The following is a 16,463-nucleotide window of genomic DNA, read 5'->3' on the forward strand; positions in this document are numbered from 1 at the left end:
CCCCTTCAATGTGGTAGGCGGCACCGGCCCGCGAATCCAGTCGGTCCAAAAACCACAGGCGTTCCTGTTGGAACGACAGTGGCAGCGGCTGAGACCGGTCCGCTTGTACCAAAAACACCTGCTCTGTGGCCAACAGGGTGTGATCGAGATAGGCAGACAGATCAATAACCGTGGGCGCTTCAAACACATCACGTACTGTGACCGCCTTACCGGTTGCCGCCTGTAGCCGTGTCACCAGCTGAACAGCCCGAAGCGAGTGGCCGCCAAGGGCGAAGAAGTTATCCTCTCGTCCCACCTGCTCCACCCCAAGCAGCTCACTGAAGATTGAGGCAACCAGTTGTTCTGTCGCGTTGGCTGGCGCTATAAACCGGCTTTGCACCACCTCTCCACTCACATCCGGCAAGGCCTTGCGGTCGACTTTGCCTGACAGCATAAGTGGCAGACAGGACAACCCGACAAACTGGCTTGGCACCATATAATCGGGAAGGCTTCGTTTGAGAGACGTACGCAAGGCTACCAGATCAATCAAGCCATCCAATTGCAGCTGGACAGAGGCCGGTGCATTCGCTCCCCTTTCCTGTACGTCTGGTGTTGGTGACGAAGAAGGATCTTCCCTATCTTGTAAAGTACTGGGCACCACATAGGCCACCAGCTGTGTTTGGGCTGCCTGTGAAGCCTCTGAGCAGGTAGCGACGACAACCGCTTGACGAATCCCTTCTTGAGCTTGCAATACCGCTTCTATCTCCCCCAGCTCTACCCGCATGCCGCGGATTTTGACCTGAGTATCCATACGGCCAAGGAATTCCAGCGTGCCATCAGATCGCCAGCGGGCCAGATCCCCGGTGCGATACAGCCGCGCGCCCGCTTTGCCGGAAAACGGATCGGCAATGAACTTCTCCGCAGTTAACCCGGAACGCCTTAAGTAGCCGCGGCTCACCTGAACCCCGCCAATCAACAGTTCACCAGAAACTCCAATCGGGACAGGCTGGACCCTTGCGTCCACCACATAGGCCTGCGTATTAGACATAGGAAAACCAATGGGCACCACTTCCTCAGTGCCTGTGGTCTGATACGCCGTCACATCAATGGTGGTCTCGGTGGGACCGTAAAGGTTGACCAGTGCGGTGGAGCATTGCTCTTGAACTAAAAATTCATAAAAACTCCTTACAAAAGAAAGTGGCAGCGCTTCGCCACTAGTCACCACCGCCCGCAGCGTAGCAAGGCTCTCACGATCTTTGCCAACCTTCAAATCATCCAAATAACTAGCAAACATGCTGGGTACAAAATACAAGACACTCACCTTGTGCAAACGCATTGCCTGCCACACCAAATCAATGTCCCGGTGCCCCCCTGGGGGGAGCATCACCACTTGTGCACCATGGCAGGCCCACCAGAACAACTCCCAGACTGATACATCAAAGGTGTAAGGTGTCTTTTGTAACAGGACATCCTCAGGCCCCAAAGGCAGCACCTCCTGCATCCATGCCAGGCGGTTACTAAGCCCTTTATGACTGATCATCACCCCTTTTGGGGTGCCAGTGGAACCAGAGGTATAGATCACATAGGCAAGGGAACGGGGTCTCAGTGAACTCTCTGTGTCATCTTGCGCTAGTGCTGTGCCGCTGAACGCCGTTAACGATTGTCGAATATCGATATCATCCAGAACAACCAGACGTATCTCGCCTGCTTTCGCATTCAGGGCAGCAGCTTCCCTCATATTACGGTGGGTGAGAACCACCCTCACCCCGGCATCTTTCAGCATAAAGGCGAGGCGCTCTGGCGGATAGTCTGGATCCAGCGGCAGGTAAGCGCCGCCGGCCTTCCAGATGGCCAGCAAGGTGATGATCAGCTGGGCGGAGCGTTCCAGACACACGCCGACTACCTGCTCTAATCCCACCCCTTGGCTAATCAGATAGCGCGCCAAACGGTTGGACGCGGCATCCAATTCACCATAACTCAGCTGGTGTTCCCCATCCACCACCGCAACAGCGTCAGGCCGTAGGCGGGCTTGCGCTTCGAACAACTCCACAACCGTTTGATCCTCTGGGTAACTCACGTGTGTGTCGTTAAAGCCGTGCAGCAGCTGCACACGCTCTGCCCCACCCAAAAGCTGAAGCAACGCAACGGGTGTGTCAGGTGTTTGCAATGCAGAAGTTAAGAACCGCTGCAGCATGGCCCCGAGGCGATGGACTGTATCCTCATCAAAGACATCTGTGGCATACTCCATGGAGAGGATCACACCTGAGGTGCAGGGGTTGATATCCACCGTCAGATCATATTTCGAGATCGGCGGATGTGAGCCCTCAAGATCACCCACCTCAACATTCTCCAGCAGCTCATCCGCCTCATCGCGATACGCATGCATCACCAACAGCACCTGAAACACTGGGGTGACGGTGGCAGCTGTGTCCCCCAAAGCGGAAACAACCTGTTCAAACGGCACATACTGATGGGCGAAGGCGTCCTGCACGCAGGTACGGGCCTGTGTCACCAAACTCTCAAAGCTGTCCTGTCCATCCACCGGCAGGCGCAGGGCTAATGTATTGCCAAAGTAGCCAAACTCGGGCCACAAGGCCGCATCGGGCTTCATCACATGCGGCGTACCCAGAACAATGTCCTGATTACCACAGACCCGGGCAAGGAAGCAGGAAAGCGCTGCCACAAACACCATGAATGGCGTGGCCTCATGACGGGCGGCAAACGTCTCTACTTGCCGCCACTGATCGCGGTCCAATCCCGGTGTGATAATCCGGCGTCCGGCAAAGCTGCGCTGCGGTGGCCGCGGCCGATCAAACGGCAAGTCCAACGCTTGTGGTATGCCAGACAGGGTCTGTTGCCACCACTGCAGCTCTTCAGCCAATACCGGCGCCATCGCCTCGGACCGCTGCCAGGCGGCATAGTCTGCATAGTGTAGCGGTAAGGGGGGCAAGGTAGCTGGTCGTCCCTCTTTGGCGGCCTGATACAGCGCGGCAAAATCGGCCGGCAGCACATGGCTGAGCGACCAGTTGTCCCCCACACTGTGATGGGTGGCCAGACACCACACATGAACAGTTGGCGAGAGCTTGAGCACCAGCGAGCGACAGGGGTGATCAGTGCTCAGATCATAGGCGGCGGCGAGCAGCCGGGCACCGCGCTGCTGTGCCCGTTCTTGCAACGCCTCCAATGGCTGCCCCTCTTGTGACCAATCCTCAAACACGTTCTGCAGGCTTTCAGGCGGGTCGATCTCCTGCCACAGGCGGGTATCGCGGCTGACCAACCGGGTGCGCAGCACCTCATAGCGCTCCAACACCCCTTGCACCGCCTGACGAAGGGCCGGTGTGTCCACTACCCCGCACAGGATCAGCGGCATGCCTTCATTGTAGACTGGCTGCCCCTCAAAGCGGGCATTGGCCAGCCACATGCGCTCTTGCTCGAACGAGGCCGGAATGGGCGCCTTGCGATCCACCGGCTCCACAGCTGGCAACGGCTTGTCAAAACGCTCCTCAAGCCGTGTAGCCAGCTGGCGGGCACTGGGGCTTTCAAACACAAGGCGCACCGGCACGTGCATACCAAGGGCTTTTTCCAGCCGCAGCGCCAACTGGGCGGCAAAAATAGAATGGCCCCCGATCTCGAAGAAGTTATCATCAAGTCCCACCCGCTCCAGAGAACGGCGATCATGGGCAATCACATCGCGCATGATCTGGCAGATCAGCTCTTCATGCTGGGTTCGCGGCGCCACATAGCCCACTTGCACGGTTGTTCCCGCTACATCCGGCATGCCTTTGCGGTCTACTTTTCCTGACGGAGTGAGTGGCAGGCACGACAACCCAACAAATTCGGAGGGGATCATATGGCCGGGCAAGATAGAGGCCAGACACGAGCGCACCTGTGCCACATCCAGCACGCTCTCCAGTCTCAAAATATGCATGGCCTGATGGTCCGTATCTCCATCACTCTTAACCGAATGGTCAAGCGTACAGGTCAACAGGCCCTCCGCATCTAGTCGTGGCACCACATAGGCCACCAACGTGGTCTCAGCTGTTGAGGTGTCATTTAGGTTTCGCACTACCACAACGGCCTGAGCAATGTTCTCTTGCGCTTGCAGCGCCGCTTCAATCTCCCCCAGCTCCACCCGCATGCCACGGATTTTGACCTGAGTGTCCATACGGCCCAGATACTCCAGCGTGCCATCAGATCGCCAGCGGGCCAGATCCCCGGTGCGATACAGCCGTGCCCCCGCTTTGCCGGAAAACGGATCGGCAATGAACTTCTCAGCGGTTAAACCGGAACGCCTTAGATAGCCGCGGCTCACCTGAACCCCGCCAATCAACAGTTCACCAGAAACTCCAATCGGGACCGGCTGCCCCCATGGGTCCACCACAAAGGCTTGTACATTTTGTGCCGGAACTCCGATGGAGTTGCTATATTCTGAAGTCAGTCGACTGGTAGTGACTGTAACAGTACATTCAGTTGGCCCATATGTGTTCCATGCCGTGGGAGCCAATTCAGTCAAATAGTGCGCAAGGTCAGATCCAAGCGCCTCTCCCCCACTAACTACACAAGTGAGCTCTTTGGCCTGCAAGCCAGCTTCTTTCATGGAATACCACAGACTTGGTGTGGCATGGATGAAACTTGGTTTATAACGCTTGCAGATATGCTCTAGTTGTTTGGCGTCCACCAGCTCTTTAGGATCTAAGATGATAATAGAAGCCCCATGGCAAAGCGGTAGGAAAACCTGCTCAATAGTCACATCAAATGATAGACTTGAAGAAAATAGAACGCGATCTTGTGGGGTAAGACCACAGTCTTTCTGGCACGCCCTGATAAAATTTGTAACACTTAAGAGTTCAAGTGAAACACCTTTTGGCTGGCCTGTAGTACCAGATGTATATAGGATATAAGCTAAACTATGCCGGTGAATGGGCTGGGAATACTTACATGTATTTAAGGTAGAGGATGAATAGCTTTCGATGTGTTCAAGGGTAGACGGTACATTATACAAGATTGTGCCGAAGGAGGCTGAACCACCAGTAAGACTTAAGACAAACTCACCTGTGCTTATCAGTATTTTAGTGTCTGCGTCCCTCAGCATAAAGGCGAGCCGCTCTTGAGGATAGTCTGGATCCAGCAGCAGACAGGCCCCGCCAGCTTTCCAGATGGCCAGTAGGGTAATGATCAGTTCTCTTGAGCGTTCCAAGCATACCCCTACCACCTGCTCCGGCCCCACGCCTTGAGCAACCAGGTAGCGGGCCAGACGGTTGGACGCAGCATCCAACTCGCCATAGCTCAGCTGATGTTTACCATCGACCACAGCAACCGCCTCTGGCCATTGGCGGACTTGCGCCTCAAACAGGTCCACAACCGTTTGATATTCTGGATAGCTCACATGTGTATCGTTAAAGCCGTGTAGCAGTTGAGTGCGTTCGGCTTCATCAAGCAGTGGTAGGTCATAAAGACAAGTCTGCGGGCTCTGTGTTACCAGCTTGAGTAACCGGCCGTATTGAGCGACAATACGCTTCGCCGTCTGCTGATCGAATACTTGAGTTGCAAAGACAAGTGTACCTTCCAGACCCTGCTGGGTTTCCCAAAGGACAAGCTCCAGCTCAAACTTCGCGCTCAGCCCCTTGGTTACGGGCACCGAAGTCACAACAGCCTCACCAAGAGTAAATTCCACATCCCAATCGGGCACGTTTTGTAAAGCCAACAATATCTGGGTGACCGGTGCATGCCCCATGGAGCGGTCAGGTGCCACAGCGTCCACAACCTGACCAAAAGGCACTGTATCATGGGCAAGTGTGGTTAGAATCGCTTCCTGACACACACGCAGCTGTTCAGAAAAAGACCGATTCAGGTCCAAACGATTGCGAAGCGGCACCGTATTAACAAAAAACCCGATCAAACCTTCCAGCTCTGTTCTGGTTCTTCCGGCCACCGGCGTGGCAATCACCACATCCCCCCCCGCCCCCAGACGGGACAGCAACACCGCGAACGCCGTTTCCAGCACCATGAACAAAGTAGCTTTATGGTCCTGTCCCAGTTGTTTGAGCTCTTGAGTAAGCTGTGCCGACACGGTTAGGTCTACCGTACCTCCTTGATAGTCCATAACTTGAGGTCTTGGGCGATCAAACGGCAGGATGATCGCCTCAGGGACGCCTGACAGCTCTTCACACCACCACGCCAACTTCTGCTTTATGCGATCTGCTGTCAACGCCTGCCGTTGCCACACCGCATAATCAGCATAATCTACAGAAAGGGGTGGCAGATGGGCTATATCCCCCGCCACGGCTTCATGATAAAATGCAGCTAACTCCTTGCGTATGATCCCAAAGGACCAGCCATCCAATACACTGTGATGACCAACAATGACCATCAAGTGGCATTCCTGAGCCAACTGCAAAATATTCACCCGAAACAAGGGGCCTTTTGCCAAGTCAAAAGGACAGGTGAGACAGCCATGTACCCATTCATCCTGCTCCGTTTCGCTTAAGTTGTCTCCCCCCTCCACGCGCAGAAGCCCACCTTCTGCTGCTGGGGCAATACACTGATAGACTTGACCTTGGCCGCGTTCCTCAAAAGTGGTACGCAAGACACTGTGTCGGGCAATCAATTTGGCAACAGCTAAATCCAAAGCCGCAATATTCAATGGACCGGTCAGACAGACAGCCATCAGCGTGTGATAGGCCGCCCCGGCCCGAGCATCAAGACGGTCCAGAAACCACAGCCGCTCTTGCTGTAACGACAAAGGCAGGGGCTGCTCATGGTTTTGAGGCACCAGCGGCACCTGATCGTACAAGGGCGTTATGGTCTGCAGGCGTTGAGCCATCCCTGAAACAGTCGGATCTTCAAATACATCACGCACCGCGACGGCCTTGCCCATGGCCTGAGACAACCGTGACACTAATCGTACTGCACTGAGAGAATGGCCGCCTAGATCAAAAAAACTGTCATGCCGCCCCACCTGCTCCACATCTAAAATGGCGGAGAAGTTTTCTGCAACCAACCACTCCATAGAACTAATCGGTGGGAGATACTGTTTGTGGATTGTGAAATCTGTATATTGCGACAAAGCCTTACGGTAAACTTTACCCGACGATGTCAATGGCAAATGGGAAAGCCCCACAAAATATGCTGGCACCATATGCTGTGGCAGTGTTCTTTGCAAATCCCGACGAAATTGCATCAGGTCAGGCAGAACATCCAGTGACAAAACTTGAGGGCTAACCTGATCGAACAGAGTTTCAGCACTCATATCCTTGTGATCATGAGGCACCTCCCCGTTCTGAGCGTGAACATATTGCGGCACCACGTATGCAACGAGCTGAGCGCCCATATCTTCGCTCTCGTGCACTTCCACAGCAGCCTGTACAATCTCTCTTTGTTCTCGAAGTACAGATTCAATCTCGCCCAACTCTACCCGCATTCCTCGGATCTTCACTTGGCGGTCCATGCGGCATAGGTAATCCAGAGTCCCATCTGCACACCAGTGAGCCAGATCTCCCGTACGATAAAGACGTTGTCCGGGTTTACCTGAAAAGGGATCTCCAATAAACTTCTCGGCTGTTAAGCTAGGACGTCCCAAATAGCCGCGGCAGACATGTGGACCACCTACAAGGATTTCCCCTTTGACGCCAACAGGACAAAGCTCCAAATGGGTATCCACAATGTATATCTGGATATTTGATAGAGGCCGCCCAATAGAGACCTTTCCACAGTGATGAACTCCAATATTTCGCGTGACCACATGCGTTTCTGCAGGCCCGTATGCATTGATTAAAATTGGGTTTCCTATCGCCTGCAAATAGGCCTGCATAGCTTCATCTATGTGCAGCGGTTCACCCGCAAATGTAATTGTATCAAGTGCAATACCAGTCCCGAATTCTGCTCGGGGAAGCCTGCTCCAGAACGCAAACTGCGTTGGAGTAACATATAAATTTCTAACGGCAGTTTCGGGTGTTTTATGCAGGGACTGGGGAGAAAAAATATCGAATTTCGACCAGGGCACCAAACAGCCGCCAAAGCACAGAGGAAAAATCACTTGTTGAATAGAGGCATCAAAACCAATTGTCGTTGAAACCGCTGTTGCAGATCGCTCACGGCCAGCTTCATCACCTGCCATTGAGAAAACCAAATTGGTTAACATTGCATGTGTTTGGCAAACCCCTTTTGGTTGTCCCGTCGAGCCTGACGTGTAAATGACATAAGCGAGGGAACTTGGACAGATAGCAGAGAGGCGCTCTTCGTTGGTGATGGGGGTTAGTGATAGGGCTGAAAGAGCTTGTCTTGTTTTCCAATCATCCAATAAAATACATGGTAGAGTTCCCATCGTAGAGCGCTGAGCCACAACCAGCTTTGCACCAGCGTTCTTGACCATAAACGCCAGCCGCTTTGGCGGATCATCTGGCACCAGCGGCAGGTAGGCCCCGCCGGCTTTCCAGATGGCCAAAAGGGTGACGATCAGCTTAGCGGAGCGCTCCAGACACACGCCTACCACCTGCTCCGGCCCCACCCCTTGTGCCATCAAGTAGCGGGCCAAGCGGTTGGCAGTGGCCTCCAGTTCACCGTAGCTGAACTGGTGTTCCCCATCGATCACCGCGACAGCGCCGGGCTGCTGGCGGGCTTGCGCCTCAAACAGATCCACTACCGTTTGCTGTTCTGGGTAGTCAACCACAGTGTCATTGAAGCCGTGCAACAGTTGAGTGCGCTCGGCTTCATCCAGAAGCCGAAGGTCATTGAGACAGGCTTGCGGGTGGTTCAGAACTCCTTCCAGTAGACGTAAAAACATAGCAGCAATGCGCTCTGCAGTGTCAGGCTCAAAGACTTGCTTGGCATAGATAAGAGAACCGGAGAGCCCCTCTTCGCGCTCCATCAGTTCAAGCGTCAATTCAAACTTCGCCGATGGTGCGCTTGCCTGAGAAAAGGGTGAGACTTCCACCGCATCCAACTGAAGCGTTTTTTCCCCGTCCGGTGTATTTTGTAGGACCAAAGACACTTGCGCCAGGGGGGCGATCCCCATGGAACGGATTGGTTCCACTGCTTGCACCACCGTTTCAAATGGGGTTTGCGCATGGGCAAAGGCGGATAAAATCGTCTGTTGGCATCGCTGCACCTGCTGCGCGCAAGTCAGGTTCAAATCCACACGATTGCGCAGAGCCAACGTATTGACAAAAAAACCAATCAAACCTTCCAGTTCGGGCCTAGGCCGTCCCGCCACAGGAGTGGCAATCACCACATCCTCACCGGCCCCAAGACGGGTAAGAAGCACCGCAAACACCGTCTCTAAGACCATAAATAAGGTAGCGTTTGTTCTGTGCCCGAATTCTGACAGCGCCTTGCTTGTGTGCAGTGGAATACAAACCGGAACTCTGGCCCCGTTATAGTCCAGCTGTAATGGCCGGGGACGATCCAGCGGCAAGGAGATCGCCTCCGGTATATTGACAAGCTCCTGCCGCCACCAGTCCAACTCGCCTTGCAAATACTCTTGTGACAGCACTTGCCGTTGCCACAGGGCATAATCTGCATACTGTACGGGTAGATCTGGCAACCGGGCAGGCATCCCGGTCTTGGATTCCTGATAAAGAGCAGAAAGCTCACGCCATAAAACAGCAAGAGACCAGCCATCGAGAACACTGTGGTGCCCGCCTATAACCAGTACATGCGATTGGGGAGCAAGGTATAACAAAACAGCACGAAACAGCGGACCATGGGTTAAATCAAAAGGGCAGTTGCCCAGAGCATCCACCCGCTTTATCAAGGTCTCATGGTTCAGGCCCTCGCCAGCTTCCACACAAAGGTCATCAACCTTCGATTGGGCAACAATTCTTTGGTACGGTTGTCCTTCACTCCCTTGAGTAAAGATCGTCCGCAGGGCCTCATGGCGCACCTGAAGGCGATAAATAGCTGTTTTCAAAGCAAGGGAATCTAGCGGACCATCAAGTTGGAAACTATAAATCTCATTATAGGCGACACTCGCCCGTTGATCGAGCCTTGCCAAAAACCATAGGGCCTCTTGCTGATAGGACAAAGGGATCTGCTGCGCACGCGTGCCAGTCTTCAACTTTGCAGCGGTTATCGGCTTGCAATCTTTCAAAGCGGCGGCAATCTGCCAGACTGTCCGGGCTTCATAAATCAGTTGCAGTGGGATTTCATCGTTGGTTTGATCCTGTAACCGCCCGATTAAACGCATCACTTGTACAGAATTGGCGCCACAGTGAAAAAAGTCGCTCTCCCGAAAAACGGGGGCCTGTTGAAGCACTTCTGCAAACGTCTTGGCCACCAACGCCTCCAAGAGCCCTTGCGGTGCTTCCCCATATCCCGCTTGCCTGCCCTTGTGAAGCGTACCTCCCTCCCATCCAGCAAGCTCTACAGGCTGTAGCAGAATGAACTCCAAAAACGGTGCAAGCTGGGGGAAGTTTTGCAGCAAGTGCGTCTCCACCGACACAACAAAATCTTTGGTTTGCTCGTCATTTAAGTCGCTGAAATCCAAAACCTTTAAACATTCCTGTGCAGGAACCAGCCCAACCTGCAAGTGCACCTGATCCCCCCGCAGACACCAGAGGGCCCGAGCTCCTGCACAGCGTGGCAGTGCGTGCACTTGTTCGGCCACATCAACGACTGAAGGTACGCTCCCCCCCCGTGGCCAGCCCGCAAACCTTCGGATCACCGCTGGCAAACTCAAAATGGAGACACCTGCGTTTCCATACCAGCGGGCCACTTCGGCCAGTATCCCCGTTAAGTACTGGTGCCGTGCCTTCAGGTGTTGCAACTTACCAGAACTGGCCCTCGGTAAACTAGCGGGGCGAATGAAAACAACCGCTGCAACGTCAATTTCATGTGCCTCAAGCACCGCCTGCTGAATAGCCTCTCCCAACACATTCGGATCGAACCGCTTCATACTGGAGCGGCTCAACTCATGAACAAACACCAGGTCCTCCCGGCCATTTTGCTCTACCCCGAAGGCGATGGTGCGGTCATTGCCCAAAAGCGGATCACTGCCATTGGCCGTCACCTCCAGATCCACTGCATAGTAATTCTGACCGCGAACGATCACCATTTCCTTCACCCGGCCCAGTACGTAAAGCTCTCCCTCCCGCAAAGCCCCCAGATCGCCGGTGCGCAGCCACCTGTGCCCGCTGGTCTCTCCGTAAACCTGTGCCTCAAATACTTGTCGGGTCAGGTCTGCCTTGCGCCAATAGCCGCTGGCCTTGGATGGACCGCTGAGCCAGATTTCGCCCACTATCCCGTCCGGTAGCTCCGCACAGGTCTGCGGATCCACGATAACAATCTGCTGTGTGTTTAACACCTGCCCACACGAGACCACAGCCCGTTCGCCAAGCTGAACATTCTCCGCTTGATCAAACACAGTTCCGGGGTGAGTATGAATGTGACCTGCCCTCTCTTTGCTGGCAGAACTCTCCTCTTTCCACGGTTGCCGGGCGGTGGCTACCAGTACATTTTCCGCCATACCATAGGCAGGGCAGAATGCGGAGGCTTGAAAGCCATGGTCAACATAAGCATGGGTAAACGATTCCAGAGTTGTCGGCAGTATTGGTTCTGCACCAACGAGGGCGAACCGCAGACTGGACAGATCAAGCCCTGCCCGATGTTCCGGCAAAATGTCATCGCAGCACAGTTGATAGGCAAAGTTGGGGGCCATGGTGAGTGTCGAGCGGGTCTGGCTGATCACCTCAAGCCAGCGCAACGGGCGCTGCACAAAGTGCGCCGGAGCCATCAGGTGGGCCGGACACCCCAGATACAGCGGTAGCAAGATGGTACCAATGAGGCCCAGATCATGAAACGGCGGTAACCAGCTACACATGGCCTCTGCAGTCTCCTCTGCGCCCTCATAGCCGCCGCAGACCAGTTCCTGAATGCGCTGCAGGTTCTCCAAGATCTGCCGGTGGGTGGCCATCACCCCTTTGGGCAATCCGGTGGTGCCAGATGTATACTGCAGGTAGGAAATCGCATCGGGATCAGATTTGACAGGCTGCCAGTCTTCCCAGTCCCCCAGCTCGCTCTGATCAACAGCCAGACAGGCCAGTGCATGATCTGCCTGTTCCCAAGAATTTAGCCTCCCCAGTTGGTCTTGCAGGCACAAAACACAGTGGGCCTCGGCATCTTTGAGGATTGCTTCCAGCCGCTCCATATGTTTGCTATTGCGCGGCGGGTAAGCTGGAACGGCGATCACTCCAGCCAGCTGACAGGCAAAAAAGGCGGTAATGTAATCCAGCCCCGGCGGGCACACCACCAAGGCCCGCTCGCCCGGCTCTAGCTGCCGGGACAACTGTGCGCCAACCATGCGCGCCCGCTGCCACAGCTGCTGATAGGACAGCTGGGTGGAACTCTCACCCTCAGCACTTCCAAAACGGTAAAACCGGAAGGCAAGCTGATCTGCTCCCCCTTGCGCCCGTATCTCTAACAAGTGAGATAAAGTTTCCAGCGAAAACGATCTTATATTCATCAGGGTACTCTTCAAAAAACGAGAACCCCCACCAGCTGCAGCTTGTTATTCCAGAACTATTCTATATTTGTGATGTTTCCTCCAGACCAATTACTCTATAGCATTAATGCGGCATCTCGTAGAATGGACTTACTCCACTTTAGTGGAGATACACTGTCTCATTTTTCTTGCCGATTTCTCAAACTTTATCGGTGATTGATATCCCAATGCGGAATGACATCTTAGCGAATTATAAGATCCGTCAATGTAAATGCCAACCTCTCTTTCAGCCTGTTCTCGCGGTTGAAAGACAGTGCGCCACACCAGCTCAGCTTTGCAGTCATCCGTTTACTTGTGGCCCAACCAACGATCCGGCGGGAATATAGATCCAGGACAATCGCCAAATACAACCATCCTTCAGTTGTCCAGAGAAAGCTGATGTCTACTCCCCACTTTTGATTTTCACCTGTACAGGTAAAATCCAGTTCAAGGAGTTTGGGCGCAAAAGAGTTGTTGTGAGAACTGTCGGTGATTTTCTTGATGTGGGGTTTGCGTATGGCCCGCAAAGCGTTGTCCCGCATCAATCTGGCAACTCGTTTGCGACCCACAGCAATGCCTACCTCCTTAAGTTCTGCGTGAATTCGAGGGTCACCATAGGTTTGGCGTGAGGTTGCAAAGACTTCTTTGATATGGGCCAGAAGTACCATACCCTCCTGTTGACGTTTGCTGGCACAGCGCTGCTTCCAAGCATAGTACCCACTACAGCTCACGCCCATAAATGAGCACAAAAAACGAACAGGGTAGGAGGCGCTCTGCGCATCAATGAATTGAAATTTCAAAGACTTGTTTCCTTGGCGAAGAACGCTGCCGCTTTTTTTAGTAGCTCCCTTTCCTGATGAAGAAGCGTGACCTCCTTACGCAGGCGAGCAAGCTCTTTTTCAACATCATTATGCGGCCCCGATAGCAAATCCTGGTCCCGATACTCTCGAGTCCAGCGGTTTAACGTAGAGCGTGGGACACCAAGATCGTCGGCAATATCTGCAACCTTGCGTCCACTACTCTCCACCAAACGTACTGCTTCCTGCTTAAACTCATCTGTATAATTCTTTTGCCCCTGTCGCTTCATGCGATCCTCCTGTTGCTACTTTAGCAGAAGTACCTCCACTTTTACGGGGTAAGTCCATTCCAGCCTATCGTCAGTTCATGGTACTCGCAGGATAATTGCGTCAAGACCATAGATTGAACCTAAGACCAGACAAAGTTTGCGACATGTATGGATGCCTTAGTCAATGCGAGAGTTTCTCAGACGTAAAAACCATGGGATCAAGTGCGCACGTGTATCAGGCCTTTTTGCGAGATTTTGTCCTCGCGGGCCGTTATGGATAAGCGCCGATCAGGTCCAATATCATAACCACGAGCTCAAAGCTCCGTGTCGCAAACTGGTTTTCCTGATCCGATCTTAGTGATCCTGGGTCCTTAACTGTCAGATGTCCCTTGCAATCCCTCCCGGCTTACCGACGAGACAAGCCACGTTCACACAGCCATGCTTGCCGGATCTCGATAGGTTTCTCCCTTTGTTATCATTGCCCATACTGTTCGCGCCATTTTATTTGCCAGCGCCACAGCGGCCACCAGAGGAGCTTTTCTTGCCAGCAAGGCCTCAAGCCACGGATGCCGGGGCGCGCCTTTTTTGCGGGCCCACCAAATAACTGTTGTCGCGCCAATAATCAGCAGCCTGCGAATATCACGCTGGCCGGCTTTAGACGTCTTCCCAAGCCGCGTTTTGCCCCCCGTTGAGTGCTGCTTGGGAACCAGGCCCAGCCAAGCGGCGAAATCCCGCCCGCGCTTGAACGTGGCCATTGCGGGGGCAAAAGCCTCTATCGCTATCGCGGTGATTGGGCCGAGCCCGGGAATGGTTTGCAGAATTTTTGCCGTACCACTGTTTCTGGCCAATGTCTGAAGTTTTTTCTCAAGCACCTTAATCTTTTGCGTATGCTCGCCAATCTGTTCAAAGTACAACCTCGCCATTTCATGAACAATCTCAGGAAGATGTCCCCCATCCGCTTCAAGACGCTGCCTCAGCTTCTCAACATGGACCGCGCCATGAGGGACGACCAGTCCATGTTCGGCCAAATGCGCCCGCAGCGCGTTAATCATCTGGGTTCGCTGTCGCACTAGAATCTCACGGGTGCGGAACACCATCGAACGGGCCTGTTGAATTTCGCTTTTGACCTCCATAAAGCGCATGGTGGGACGGGCGGCGGCTTCGGCAATGGCAAAAGCATCGTTGGCGTCGTTTTTCTGGCGCTTAACAAAGGGTTTGACGTAAATCGGCGCAATCAAGCGAACCTCGAGCCCCAGCTTTCCCACCTCTCTTCCCCAATAATGGGAACTCGCACAAGCCTCCATTGCGACAGGACAAGTTGGCAGCTTACCCAAAGCTTTCAAAAACCCGCACGAGAAACCTTCTTTGAAAACACGACATGTCCGTCTGCAGCGGCTCCATGCAGTTGAAAGACGTTCTTTGATAAATCAACTCCAACAACGGCAAGGTTCTTCATGGTTGCGTCCCTCTTTTTCCAAAAGCTACACTCTGCTCAGTATTGCAGAAATGCGCCGGGAGAGGCATCCATTCCATCACTACCTTCGAAGAGTTCGCATAAAAGTCCTCTGAGAATAAAGCCTGATTATTGTTTACAGGCTTTTACCCACTCCTTCGTCCTAGAAACCGGATCACTTGCCCGCAGGATATCAGTAACAACAGCAGCACTATCGGCCCCCGAAGCAAATACATCTGCAAGCCGCTTCGGTGTGATCCCCCCAATGGCTACCAGAGGTGTTTTGCCTACCAGTTGCTTCCAGCGTCTCACACGTTCAAGGCCCTGTGGTGCCCATTTCATTTTCTTTAGTTTAGTTGGGTACACTGGGCCCAGAGCAATATATTCCGGCGTATATGATAAAGCACGATCCAACTCACTCTCATCGTGAGTAGAAAGGCCAAAACGCATTCCAGCTTTACGGATGGCTTTAAAATCCGCGCTATCCATATCTTCTTGTCCAAGGTGGACAAAGTCACAGCTGAGATCCAGAGCCAGCTCCCAGTAATCGTTGATGATAAGTTGCAGGCCTTGCTGGTTGCAAAAATCCCGGGCCTTTACAATCTGGCGGCGGACCTCTTCTTCCGGTTGATCTTTTATCCTGAGCTGAACCAGATTCACTCCAAAGGGTGCAAGTCTCTCGATCCAGTCCACATGCTCGGTAATTAAATAAAAGCGTTCCATTAAAACAACTCCGCCATGCCAATAATTGGAGTAGATGGCTCGGCCATGTCACGCGGCTCCATGGGATCGGCAGAATACCCTAGTCGCCCCGCCTCAATTGCTTGTGCCATAGCTAACGCCATTAAAACGGGATCCCCCGCTTTGGCTACTGCTGTATTAAGTAAAACAGCATCCATACCCAGTTCCATAGCCCTTGTTGCATCCGAAGGGCGTCCGATACCGGCATCGACGATCAGCGGAGTATCTGGAAAGTGCGCGCGCATAGCCCTTAACGCATCTGGGGCGCGCAGACCCTGACCCGAACCGATGGGAGCCCCCCATGGCATTAGCACCTCACACCCAGCCTCCAAAAGCTTAGTACCGACGACAAGGTCATCAGTTGTGTAGGGGAAAACTTTAAAGCCGTCTGCGCAGAGAATTTTTGCAGCTTCCACGAGCTCGAATACATCTGGCTGAAGCGTATCAGTATCACCGATAACCTCCAGTTTAATCCAGTTGGTCCCAAATAATTCTCGGGCCATGTGGGCTGTTGTAACCGCTTCCCTTGCACTGTGACATCCGGCGGTATTGGGAAGAATTTTGCAGTTACTAGTTTTTAATAACTCCCAGAAACCAGCTCCAGAACCTCCGGCAGTTTCACGGCGAAGGGAAACTGTAACAATCTCAGTTTTACTGATGGTAATCGCTTTTTTTAAGATGTCTGGAGAGGGGTATTGTGCTGTCCCTAGTAATAAGCGCTTAGTTACTTTTGTGCCATATAGCTGCAT

3 protein-coding genes and 2 pseudogenes (1 of these 5 running past the window's edge) are annotated in these 16,463 nt (G+C 53.4%); all 5 read right to left on the reverse strand.

Annotated features, from left to right (window positions below; genetic code table 11):
• Window positions 1-12,436, reverse strand: partial view of a non-ribosomal peptide synthase/polyketide synthase gene (locus tag P6574_RS09525; protein WP_310620074.1) — the start only. Its footprint begins 17,231 nt before the window's first position; the window shows 12,436 of its 29,667 coding nt (coding positions 1-12,436); the start codon lies at window positions 12,434-12,436; the stop codon falls past the left edge of the window.
• A 129-nt stretch (window positions 12,437-12,565) separates the two neighbouring features.
• Window positions 12,566-13,541: pseudogene (locus P6574_RS09530) on the reverse strand (IS3 family transposase).
• A gap of 407 nt (window positions 13,542-13,948) precedes the next feature.
• Window positions 13,949-14,976, reverse strand: a pseudogene (locus P6574_RS09535) (IS110 family RNA-guided transposase).
• Between the two features lie 126 nt (window positions 14,977-15,102).
• Complete coding sequence (locus tag P6574_RS09540) at window positions 15,103-15,696, reverse strand: thiamine phosphate synthase (RefSeq protein ID WP_310620075.1); 594 nt, start codon at window positions 15,694-15,696, stop codon at window positions 15,103-15,105.
• The gene (locus P6574_RS09545; protein WP_310620076.1) at window positions 15,696-16,463 is read right to left on the reverse strand and encodes a thiazole synthase; all 768 of its coding nucleotides are present in this window, start codon (window positions 16,461-16,463) and stop codon (window positions 15,696-15,698) included. Before P6574_RS09545 ends, P6574_RS09540 begins: the two co-directional genes overlap by 1 nt.

The sequence above is a fragment of the Pseudovibrio sp. M1P-2-3 genome (assembly GCF_031501865.1).
GTDB lineage: Bacteria > Pseudomonadota > Alphaproteobacteria > Rhizobiales > Stappiaceae > Pseudovibrio > Pseudovibrio corallicola.

Coding starts and splice junctions, on each gene's coding strand:
- P6574_RS09545 (WP_310620076.1), bottom strand. CDS start 16,463: ATGCAGCTATATGGCACAAAAGTAACTAAGCGCTTATTACTAGGGACA.
- P6574_RS09540 (WP_310620075.1), bottom strand. CDS start 15,696: ATGGAACGCTTTTATTTAATTACCGAGCATGTGGACTGGATCGAGAGA.